At 64.1% G+C, this 12,553-nt stretch carries 2 protein-coding genes; both read right to left on the bottom strand.

Going from position 1 to position 12,553, the window contains the following annotated elements; genetic code table 11:
- Nucleotides 1-2 precede the first annotated feature (2 nt).
- A complete protein-coding gene (locus N5P29_RS07095; RefSeq protein WP_262277914.1) occupies nt 3-6,098 on the bottom strand; it encodes an Ig-like domain-containing protein in 6,096 nt (2,031 codons plus the stop codon).
- A gap of 250 nt (nt 6,099-6,348) precedes the next feature.
- Nucleotides 6,349-12,483 (bottom strand): Ig-like domain-containing protein, encoded by a 6,135-nt coding sequence (locus N5P29_RS07090; protein WP_262277913.1) that lies wholly within the window; start codon nt 12,481-12,483, stop codon nt 6,349-6,351.
- Nucleotides 12,484-12,553 lie beyond the last annotated feature (70 nt).

Raw genomic sequence — 12,553 nt, 5'->3', positions numbered from 1 at the left:
GGCTAGCACCCGCCGGGCTTGGTTCCGCGCAGATCCACGGTGGTGGACTTTACGAACCAGCCGGGGTGGCTGCCCTGGGTGACGCGGTACCAGGGCGTGCCGTTGTTGTAGATGTCCTTGGTGCAGTTGACGTTCAACCACCCTTCGGAGTTGGAGACCCAGCCAACGCCGCAGCTCGGGCCGCTCGGGTTGTAAGTGTCCGGTCTTCCAGGCTGGCCGGGGCACGTGTTGTTGTGGGCCCTGACCTCGCCTGCCGGAGGCTGCGGCGGTGGCGGCTCGGCACCGCTGCGCGAGGTGTCGCTGCCCACACGTCCTGCCTGTCCCCCGCTGACGGCGCGAACCTGCAGGGTGTGCGTTTCGCTGAAGCCGACAGTCTTGGAGAAACTCCGCTGGTCGGTGTTCTGCCACGCCCCGCCGTCGAGGCTGTACTGGTAGCCGGTAACCGGACGGCCGTTGCCGTTGGGAGCGTTCCAGGTCCAGGACACCGTCTTGTCCCCCACGCCGCTGCTCTTGCTGCCGGTAACGGTCGGAGCGTAGGCAAGGCCGTAGGGATTCACGGTATTCGACGCCGGGCTGCGGTCACCGGGCGTGGGGTTCCGGGAGGAAATGGCCCACACGACCACGGCTGTGTCGGCGCCGTTGGGGGCTGCCACAACTCCGCCACCGGCGGGGATCGCACCGGTGCCCGAGCCGGAGGTCAGGGCGTAGCGGTAGCTGATCTCGTTGGCGTTGGCACCGTTGCGTTCCGCCGCGGAGAGCGGGTTGAACGCGACACGGATCTTGCCGCCGTCGGCGTTGGTCTCCACCAGTGCTGCCGAGGGTGCACCCACCATTCCAGGCTTGCCGGCGGCACGAATGGCGTTGGACTGCTGGCTCACGCCACTGACGCCGGCCTTATTGGTGGCCGAGACCGTGAATGAGTAGTCCGCTTCCGAGTTGTCCACTGTCACGTTCTGGGAGGTAGCTGCCACTGCCTGGGAACCAACCACCGCGCCACCACGGTACGTGGTGAGCGTGTAGCTGGACACGGCGTCGCCATTGTTGTTTGGTGCGGTCCAGCTGACCTGCAACTGGCTCTGATTGCCCACGGACCCGGCGCCCGCGACGGACGGGGCAGCCGGTGTCGCCGGAACTCCGGCAGGAGTCTCCGCGGCCGAGTAGGTACTCCACTCCGACGGTTCCTTGGCGTCGTTGCGGGCCAGGACCCGGACCTTGTAGGCCACACCATTGGTCAGGCCGGTCCACACGTGACTGTTACCCGTCAGGTTCTGGATTTGGGGATTTTGACCTGCCGGGGCAGGCGAAATCTCTAGGTCATAGGACTTGATGGGAGAACCCTTGCTCGCCGGGGGAACCCAGGCGACCGAGAGCTGCTTGTCGCCGAACTTCAACGTGGGAGCCACGGGGGTGTCGGGCTTGACGTCGGGACGGACCTCGGCCGAGACCGGGGAACGCTCGGATTCGTTGATGGCGTTCGTTGCCGTGACGGCGAAGTGGTACTTCACGTTGTTGGTAAGGCCAGTCAGCGTACAGGTGTTGGCGGGGCAATCCTGTTTGAAGCCGTTCTCGCCGTACACCGTGTATTTGGTGATGGGCGAACCACGGTCAGCCGGGGCGTTCCACGTGAGCAATGCCGTTTGGTCGCCCACGCTCTGGGCCAAGGGTGTACTGGGCGCCGCTGGCTTGTCCTTGACGGTCAAACGGATGCGGGCCGTGGCATAGCGGGAGAGCTCGCCCGTCTTGTCCTGCACTGTGTACGCGACAACCATGGTGCCGGTGAAACCACCAGCAGGAGTGACAGTAACGCTGTCACCACCCGGCTCGGCCGTGCCCTGGCCGGTCTCCGTGACGGCCGAAACGATCTTCAACGGCGTGTCCGGGAACGGGTTCGAGTCATTGGCCAGGACGTTGACCGTGACGGGCTTGCCGGACTGCGCGTCCGGCTCGGCGTCGTCGTTTGCCACCGGCTTGGGTCGGTTCGACGCCGAGAGTGAGAGCTTGTAGGTGGCCACGGCTTCAAGCCCGCGGCGATCCTTGGCCTTCACCTGCACCGTGCCCGACTGTCCGATCTGGACGGAATCGTCCGCGGAGGCTTTGAGCGTCTTCCCTTCAATGGAGACTTTGAAGCCTCCGGTGGCTCCACCTGTCAGCTCGTAGTTCATGTTCTGGACATCGTCCGAGTCTGGATCCGAGGTCAGTTTTTCGAGATCCAGGCTCGCGGAATCACCCTTTGGCACGTCCACGTCGCTGCCGAGCAGGACAGGTGGGTTGTTCTTGTTGGGATCGGGCAAAACCTTGGTCCGGATGCTCAAGGTGGACTTCAATCCGTTGGGATCGTCCGGACCGGTTCCGTCAGTGACTTCGAAACTGATCGAGCCAGGACCGACGTACTCGGCTCCGGCAGTGTACTTCAGACCGGTACCACCGTTGGCTACAGGATCTGCTCCGTCGGCGCCAATGAGCTTGATCCGGTCGGTCTGAGTAAGCCGGGGTGAACGGCCGTCGCGGACCTTCACCCATTCGGCGAGGTCGACCGTTACCGACTGGCCCGAAACCAGCTCAATGACCTCGTCCTTGGCAAGGGTGGGAACCTGCTGGCCGATGCCCGGAACCCAGATGATGGCCGTGGACTTCTGGCCATCCACGTCTTCTACGGTGTAGGGAACCAGCTGCGGCTGTTCAGTGAGCTCGACGATCACGTTGCCCTCAGGCCCGGGACGTGCAGTGGTCACCTCCGTGCTGACCTTGAGGTTCTCCCCCACGCCGTCGGGGTCTTCATCGTTCTTGAGCACGGGAACGTCCACGGCGGTTTTCCCGAGCGTCTGGGCCGATGTCACCCGGTCGTCACGGGCAATCGGCGCCTGGAGCGGGATGTCGTTCTTGACCACCACGCGGATGCTGGCCTGTCCCACCGCGTCACGGTCATCGGCCACGGAGTAGCGGACGTTCACGGTGCCTTCTGCTGCCGGCGCCCTCACCAGCACGCGTCCGCTGGTCTTGCTGACGTGGGCGTCCAGGCCGGCATCGGCTTCGAGGCTGTCCGAGAGGATACGGATAATGTCGCCGTCGGGGTCGGAATCGTTGGCGATGGCATCGACGGCGATCTGCCGGCCGGGCCGAACCTTCACTTCGTCATCCACGGGAGCCGGTTTCTGGTTGTTCTCCCCGCGGGGAGCGACGCCGACAGTCACAGTTCCGGTATTGACCGCGCCCTGGCGGTCAATCACCTTGTAGCGGAACGTATCCGTACCCGCGCCGTCACCAGCGGCGACGAAGTCGATGAAGCTGCTCCCCGCCGTCGCCGTTCCCATGGTGGGGGTGCTGTCGATGCCGGTGAGCTGGACGGAATCGCCGTCGGGATCGATGCCGTCCAGCGGAACCGGAATCCGGACGCTGCCCCCGGCCACGACACGTGCGGTCAGGTTCTTCGGTTGGGGCCGCGAGTTCTGGGTGCCTTCGAGCGGAAGGATGTGGATGGTCACCGCGGCCGCGCTCTTCTGGCCCTGCGGATCAACGGCGTTGTAGATGGCACGCACGGTCTTGGGCGTGGGACCTGCGATGAAGCGCAGGGTCTTTTCCGAGATGAACGCCTTTCCGTCTTCCGCGGCGATGTTCTGCGCCAGGACAGGGTCCACGGACAACTCTTCACCCTGTGGATGCGTGTCGTTGTCCAGGACCGGAATGGTGACGACGTCGTTGACACGCACGTTCACTTCGTCCGGTTTCGGTTGCGGAGCTTCCACGACGGCGGGGGCCGGCACCGGGACGACGCCGACCGTTCCGGTGGCTGAGGCGCGGCCATTGGACATGGTGTAGCTGAAGACGAAAGGATCCTTGGAACCGAGCACGTCCGTGACCCGAAGGACGCTGTGGTCGATCACGCTGACGGAAGCGGACGAACCATCCGGAACAGTGACCGATTGCAGTACCAGCACGCCGCCGGAGGGATCGGAGTCATTGGCCAGCGGATCCACCAGGACGCTTCCGCCCACGGGCAGCAGCGCTACGTCATGGACGGCAACGGGCGCCCCTGCATCCTTGCCGGATTCCACATCCACCCGGATGAGTCCCTGGCTGCTTTGCGGGCCGTTGCTGGCGATGTACGTCAAGTAGATCGGCCCGGGTGTGGTGCTCCTGAAGGTGAAGGTACCACCGTCGGTCACAGGACCGAGTTCGGCCGGTCCGGCCGCCTCGACGTGGGCCACGCGCAGTGCGCCGCCGTTGGGGTCGACGTCGTTCTTCAACGGTGCGATGACCAGGTCCTGGCCCACCACGGCTGTCACGTGGTCGGCGTTCACCACCGGCGCCAGGGCGCCCGGGGGCTGCACATTGACCACGATGCGTCCGGTCGTGGTGGCGCGGCCGTCCCACACGGTGATGGTGACGTTCTTCTTGCCCGGCGCGGCCCCGGAATCCTGGTACGTCAGCAGGCCATCGCGGCGCACCTTCACCTGGTCCTGGTCGTTGTCGGTCTTGGCGTCCAGCAGGACCAGATCGTCGCCATCGGGGTCCATCCAGTCGGTCAGGATGTTCTGGCTGACCGACTTTCCCTGTTCCACCACCATGGTGGTGGGCTCGCCGCGTTTGAAGAACGGAGGCTTGTTCTCTTCGGGGGCCACCACGTGGAGGGTGACCTTCCCGCCGGCGGACAGGCTGCGTCCGTCCGCGGCGTTGTAGTCGAAGACTTCCGTTCCCGGTTTGGCATCGGCGGGCACCTTGATCTGGAAGGCGGAGCCGCCGTAAATGTTTTCCAGGGTGCCCAGTTTGGGGCCGTTGGCTCCCACGGACGCGGTGAGGACATCGCCGTCGGGGTCCGAGTCATTGTCCAAGACGCTCAAAATGGAGGTGCGGCCCGGGCGGACACCGAATTCGTCCGGCTTGGTTTCCGGTGGACGGTTTGGCTTGGTGCGGTCCGGCAGGACGTTGATGGTGTTGTTGTCCGCGGACTCCTGGTCCTGGTCATCGGACTGGTTCTTGGGCGGGACAACATCGTCCCAGTTGTTGACCAGCTGCATGTTCTGGTTGACCAACCAGACGCTGCCCGAGTTCACATCGTTGAGCACCACGAGGTCACGGTTGACGCGGAAGACATAGCTCGGAGACGCACTGGCTTTGGGGACGTCATTCTTCTTGTCGTCGGCGTCGTTGTCGCAGTCGCGGAGGTATTTGTTGGCGCCGGCCCAAGCGGCGTGGACGCACTTGCTGACCTGGACGGGGGCCGCGGGGACGCCCTCACCGTCAGTGTTGACCGTTGCGGCAGTGGAACCGTCCAACGGCTGCTTCAGCAGTGCTTTGCGGGTGGCGATGGCCACGTAGCTGCTGTCCTCGCTGGTCTGCTGGAGTTTTGCTTCGCGGGCATCCTGCAGCTGCAGCCTGCGGCCACCAGGAAGGAACAGGTTGCCGGAGGCCGCGTCCAGGACCACAGGCTTGTCCCCCACCACGGAAAGCTGGAGATCACCCGCGCCCTTGAGCTCGTCAACCTTGGTGACCTCGTAATTGGTGCGCTGGCCATCAGCGTCAACGGTGATGACCGAGATTTCGCCCTTGCCGGGGTCTGCCGTGTAGATGCGGTTGTCCGTGCCGACCGCTGAGACCAATCCCTGGTCCCCGGTCAAAACGGGTTCAGTTCCCTCCTCATCAAAGCCGTTGACAGTCGAGGGAGAAAGCGCCCACACCTTTCCCCGGGCGGGGTCCGTCACGGAGAGGACGGTGGAACCGTAGCTCACTTGTGACGACGACGGGAGCTGCTTGTCGCCACCGAGCTTCAGGTTCGCCGCAGAGACCTGGTTGATGGTCGAGCCGGACTCGTCATCGACGAAGACGTTGCCCTCGTGCTGCAGGACATCGAACGTGGTGGTGGCAGGCGTCACCGCGCCATCAAGGACACGGGAGGGATAGTTCAACCGACCGACGGCGTTCTTGGTTTTGCTCACAACCCACACACCGCCGTCGTTCAAGTCCACCTCCGTGGTCTTGAAACCCGGGTACAACACAGCCCCCGCGATCAGCACAGCGCCAGCCGCAGTCGCAGCGGTGCCCGTGATGATTCTCTTGTTTTGACGCTTTTTCAGCCCCAGCTTGCCGAAGAAAGTTGTCACAGCCCCAGAATTCCCTTTGTTTTAAGCCGCCCCCACGTGGCTTCCAAGCCGACCGGCATGTGCCGGCGGCCGTACAATCCGCAGTACCCCCGAACGGCGGCGGAATTTTCAGTCCCTAAGACTATCCCACGCGCCCCACGGCCAGCCAAGGAAAACCGCGAGCGGGCTCTCCATTGGCTATGGCAGCCTACAGTGCTGCCGCCGTGGGAGGCGATGGGGACAACTTCCCCGCACCGCGCAGCTGATGGCCTCAGCATTGCGGAATCTGGTGGGGTCCGGGATCGCCCAGGGTGGTGTTGCCCTGCGCGATGTAGCGGCCTGCGTTCGGCCCACTGGTCAGGCGGTACCAGGCCGCGTAGTTCAGGTACGGGGTACTGCGGTTGATGTAGCAGTTGACCGTGAAGGAACCGTTTGACTCGTACTGCCACGGAGTACCGTAGACCACGCCGTCACAGCGGTGGCCCGGTGTGTTCGGGTCCCAGGACGTCTGTCCCGATGCCGCTGTGTCCGTACAGGTACGGAAACTTCCGGCCGGAAGCGTAGCGTCCCACGACGTCTTCTGCGGTCCACTTTGGGCACTTGCAGAAGCAACCGGCCCACCCTGGCCCACCGAGTTGAACGTTTGGACTTCAATGGTGCGTGTCTGGTTGTAACCGCCGGTGTTCACCACCCGGCTGCCGGAGGCCGATTCGTTGATCCAGCCGGTGTCCGTTCCGCCGCCCGTGATCCTGATCTTCGTGGTGGCAACGTCGTTGCCGGCCGTGGAAGGTGAGGACCAGTTCAAGGTCAGGGTGGTCTGGTTCTGGCCACCGTTGGCGCCGGAGGCCGACGGCGTACCCGGGGAACCGTACGGTGTGGTGGTAGCCGGGGCGCTGGGATTCGAACTGGGTGCCACTGTAGATACAGCGTTGACAGTGATAGTGGTGGCCTGCCCATTGGTGAAGCCACTGACCGTTTGCCCGGGGCTGATGGGACCTGATTGTCCGGTACTTGCGACGTAGCGGTAGCTCACTTCACTTTGGGCGGATCCGTTGCGCTGCGTTTGGTCAAGGGCTGTGAAATTGATGGTCACAGCCCGACCGGCTCCCCCGGTATTGGCGGGTGTCGCTGAGACGTTGTTAACCTGGCCCAGCATGCCGGTGGCACGCCGTGGCGCCGAGGGTGCACTGACGCTGCCCTTTCCGGCTTTGTTCTCCGCTTGCACCGTGAATGTGTAGCCTTTTTCGTCATTCTGCGCGGTGAAAACTGCGGAGCGAACGTTGCCGGGGATCGTCTGCGTCTGGGGCACTCCGTTACCGCCGTTCATGGTGACGTAGTACGCCTTGATCGGATCACCGTTGGTGTCCGGCTCGGTCCAGTCGGCACGGAGTTGGTTCTGGGTCCCCACGGACTGCACCACGGCGGTGGTGGGTGCAGCGGGGGCACCGGGAAGGCCGGCAGGGTTGTCCTCAATGGAGTACATGCCCCAGTCCGAGGGGCCGAGGTCATTCACTGCCTGGGCCCGTACCTTGTACTTCACGCCGTTGGTGAGACCGGGCCAGGTGTAGCTGAGGCCTGTGACCTCGTTTTTCACGGCAATGCCGTTGGCAGGAGGCGGCGAGATTTCCAGGTTGTAGTGCTTTACCGGGGACCCCTCCGTCCTGGCAGGAGTCCAGGTGATGGCCATGTTCTTATCGCCCGCCTTGACGGCGGGGGCATCGGGCGGTGACGGCTTCTCATCCGGCTTGATCTCGTTGGAAGCCGCAGATGCCGGCGAATCGCCCACCTCATTCGTGGCGAACACGGTGAACACGTATTTCACGTTGTTGGTCAACCCGGACAGGGTGCAGGTGGTGGTGGGGCACACCTGCTCGAAGCCTGCCGCTTTCACCGTGTACTTGGTGATGGCTGCGCCATTGTCCGACGGCGGTGTCCACTTCAGCACAGCGGTCCGGCTCCGTACGTCCGTGGCAACCGGTGCCGACGGAGCGTCAGGCTTATCCCGCACCGTAATACGGACACGGCCCGTGGCCTGCCTTGAGGGGTCCTTGGTCTTATCCAGCACGGTGTAGCGGACCACCATCACACCCTTGAAACCGTCGGCCGGGGTGACGGTGATCGAGTCACCGGAGACCGTCGGCTGACCGGCGGCAGATCCTGTTTCCACAGCAGCGTTTTCGATGGTCAACGGCGCATCGTTGAAGGGGTTGAAGTCATTGGAGAGGACATTGACGGTTTCCGGGCGGCCTGCGTTGGCTTTGTCCACGGAGTCGTCGTTCGCCACCGGGCGCGGCCGGTTGGAGGAGACCACGGTGGCGGTCACGATTGCCCGTACGGCGTCGGAACGGCCGTCGGTGACCTTGAGCGGGAAAGTACCCACGGCACCGGGATTGAGGGAAAGATCGGGGCTGATCTTGAGGACGGAGCCTTCAACTTTGGCCTGGAAACCAGTTGGTTGTTCCCCGTCGAGGTCAAACTTGAGGTTGCCTTGGTCGCGCTCGTCCACGTCCTTGGCCAAGTTGGCCAACTCAACGTCGGTGGTCTCCCCCTTGGGTGCCTCTACCGAAGCGCCACTGAAGGTGGGCGGGTGGTTGGCGTTGGGGTCCGGGATCACCTTGGTCATGATGGTCAGCGTGGATTTCAGCCCTTGGGAATCATCCGGACCGGAACCGTCGGTGACCTCAAAGGTGATGGAACCAGGACCGACGTAATCGGCTTGCGCAGCATAGCGCAACGCGTTTCCATCGCCGGCGATGACGTTGGTGGGATCTCCACCCTGCACACGGATCTTGTCTGCCACGGTAATGCGTGCCTGCCGGCCATCCCGGACGCGGACATACTCCTGCAGTGACAAGGTGACGTCCTTGCCGGACATGACCTCCACCGGGTCCGTCTTGGCCAAAGTCGGGTATTGGAGGCCCTGGCCCGGAATCCACATCACCGCAGTCGCGGACTGACCATCGATGTCAGTGACGGTGTACGGAATCAGCTGATCCTGCGGACCGAGGGTCACCACCACGTTGCCCGAGGTACCGACGCGTGCATTCGGGTTCGCGTCCGGCAACGTGATCGTGAGGTCTTCAGCCACGCCGTCGGGATCAGAGTCGTTCTTCAGGACCGGAACGTCGACAGCTGTCTTGCCCAGCGTCTCAGCCAGCGTGACGTGGTCGTCCACGGCAATCGGCACGTGGAGGGGCGCCGTCGGGCTTGTCTGAACCCGGACCACGGCGCTGGCTTCGGCCTTCTTGTCGTCCTGGATCCGGTAACTGATGCTCTCGACACCGGCCGCACCGGGTGCGGTCAGCAGGACCTTGCCGGAGGCAGCCTCGACCTGCAGGCCGGGGTTGGCTTCAAAGGAATTGACCAGGGCGATGGGGTCGCCGTCCGGATCGGAGTCGTTCTTCAAGGCGTCCACCGCGATGCGGCGGCCCGGCCGGACATCGACGGCGTCGTCGACGGCGATCGGCTTTTGGTTGTTTGCCTCTGCCGGAGCGATGCCCACAATCACGGTTCCCGTGTTTTCGGCGCCAATGCGGTCCCGGACCCGGTAGCTGAAGGTATCCGTTCCAGCAGACTTTCCCCCGGCCGTGAACTCAATGTAGCCGTCCCGCACCACTGCAGTGCCCATGGCCGGCGCCTTGTCCACGCCGATGAGCTGCACGGAGTCGCCGTCGGCATCGATGCCATCCAACGGAACCGGGATCTTGACGGTCATGCCCGCCACAACCCGGGCCGTCAGGTTACGAGGCTCGGGCCGGGTGTTGGTGGCGTCGTCACGTGCGCGGATGCGGATGGTCACCTGCTGCGAATCGGTCTGTCCCGAGGAGTTGCTGACCTTGTAGATCGCATACACCGTCTTGGGAACCTCGCCCGCGATGAAGCGCAGGTAGTTGCCCGCGATGAACATCCTTCCGTCGGCGGCGTCGGGCTGCTGGGCCAGGACGGGATCGAGCTTCAGTTCGCCACCGTTGGGATCGGAGTCGTTTGCCAGCACGGGGATGGTGACCACGTCGCCCACCCGCACTGACACTTCGTCGGGCTTGGCTTGCGGCGCCTGGAGTTTGCTGGGGGCCGGGACCACTTGCACGGAAATGTCACCTGTGGCCGAGGCCTTGCCATTGGAAATGGTGTACTTCAAGGACAGCTGGCCCGTGGCATGGATGTCGGTGATCTTGACGACCGAGTGGTCAAGGACCGCCACCGAGACAGGAAGTCCGTCGGCTGCCGTCACGGATTGGACCACCAGCACGCCGCCGGCGGGGTCGGAGTCATTGCCCAGCACGTCCACCACTGTGCTGCCACCGCTGGGCAGAAGCGCTATGTCCCGGACCGCGACAGGAGCGCCATCGTTGCTGCCGGACACGACGTCGACGCGCACCAACTGCTGGGCACTCGCCGGACCGTTGGTGACCATGTAGGTCACGTAGTGCGGGCCGACGCTGGTGGAGTTGAACGTGAACGTCTGCTGGTCCGGGCCGATCACTGCCGTAGCTTGCTCGTCCGGCTGTGCTTGGGCAAGACGCAGGGTGCCGCCCTGGGGGTCGGAGTCGTTCTTCAGCGGAGCGATCACCGTGTCCTGGCCGGCGACCGCCACCACGTGGTCGGCGTTGGCGATGGGCGGCAGGGCTCCCGGAGCCCGGACATCGACGCTGATCCGTCCTTCGGTGCTCAGCGTGCCGTCGGAGACCGTAACGGAGATGGTTTTCTTTCCGGGGCCCGCGCCGGAGTCCTGGAACGTCAACAGTCCATCGGGCCGGATCCGGACCTGGTCCGCGGGATCGCTGCTGCTGGCTGCCACGGCGAAGAGGTCGTCGCCGTCGGGGTCGATCCAGTCAGTGAGGATGTACTGGTTGGCGATTTTGCCGGTCTGCACCACCAGGGCGTTGTTCCTGTTGGGTTTTTGTTGGGGAGCGGCATTTTCACCCGGCGGAACGATCCTGAGGTCCACGTTCGTCGAAGCAGTACCGCCGCGGCCGTCATCTACGGAGTACTTGAACGATTCCGATCCGGACTGACCGGGAGGAACAGTGATCTGGAAGCCCGTCCCGCCGTAAACGGGAGCCAGCGCCCCGGACTTCAGGGCTTGGTCGGCAGAAACGGTCAGGACGTCGCCGTCGGAGTCGGCGTCGTTGTCCAACACGGGCAGGAGGGTCGTCTTGCCCGCGCGCACGCCGTAAGCGTCCGGTTTCGCGACCGGCGGAGTGTTCGGTTTGCTGCGGTCCGGGAGGACCGTCTGCTGGACTTCATCGGCGGAGTCCTTGTCGGCGTCGTCCGATGTTTGCTCCGGCGGGATGACGTCGTCCCAGTTGTTGACCAGCTGCATGTTCTGGTTGACCATCCAGACGTTGCCGGAGTTGACGTCGTTGAGGACCACGAGATCGCGGTTGACCCGGAAAACGTACGACGGCGACGCACTCGCCTTGGGCACGTCGGCGCGGCGGCTGTCAGCCTGGTTGGTACATTCGCGGAGGTACTTGTTGGCCCCGGACCACGCCCCGTACGTGCAACTGCCCAAGTGGACAGGCGCGGCAGGAACACCTTGGCCCTCGGCGGAGATGGTCTTGGCTGTGCTTCCATCGAGGGGCTGGAGCAAGAGTGCCTTGGTGGTGGCAATTGCCACGAAATCCGCAGCGGGTCCACTTTGCTGCAGCTTGGCGTCCCGGGCATCGTCCAGATGAACGCTCGCTCCGCCGGGCAGGACGATGTTGCCCGTGGCCTCGTTGAGGACCACTGCTTTGTCCCCCACCGCCGTCAGCTGCAGGTCGCCGGATGCCTTCAGGGCGTCATCCTTGCGGACCTGCGAGTCCACGGACTGGCCGTTGGCATCGACCTTGGTGTCCGTCAGGCTCCCGGTTTCGGGGTCCACGGTGTGGATGGTGTCGTCCACGCCAACCACCGAAACGATGCCGGTGGACTGCTCCAGTACGGGTTCGGATTCGTCGCTGAACCCGCCCACTGATCCTGCCGTGAGTGCCCAGACTTTGCCTTTGGAAGTGTCAGTGACTGCCAGAACCCGGTTGCCGAAGCTGACCTCGGCCGATCCGGGAAGCTTTTGGTCGCCCCCGAGGCGCATGTTGGCTGCACTGACCGGGTTAATGGTGGCGCCGTCGGCATCGTCGATGAAGACGTCGCTGGCCTGCTGCAGGATGTCGAAGTCCTTGCTCGCCGGGGTAACGGCGCCGTCCAGGGACTTGGACGGATAGTTGAGCCGGCCGGCCGCACCCTTGGACTTGCTGACCACCCAGACGCCGCCGTCATTGAGGTCCACTTCGGTGGTTTTAAACCCTGGGTAGAGGATCGCGCCGGTCACCAGGACCGCGGCGGCGGCTGTGAAAGCGGTGGCCGTGATGATCTTCCGCCGACGAATCTTGACACGGCGATTCCCGGACCCATCGGTCAGAGCCATCCACATTCCCCACTAATAGGCAGCCAGCACCGAACTCCGGCCATCACGACACAAACAAGCTAAGAGTACC

The organism is Paenarthrobacter sp. JL.01a (assembly GCF_025452095.1).
In the GTDB taxonomy this organism is placed as follows: Bacteria; Actinomycetota; Actinomycetes; order Actinomycetales; family Micrococcaceae; genus Arthrobacter.
This window is presented reverse-complemented; position numbering and strand designations above follow the sequence as displayed.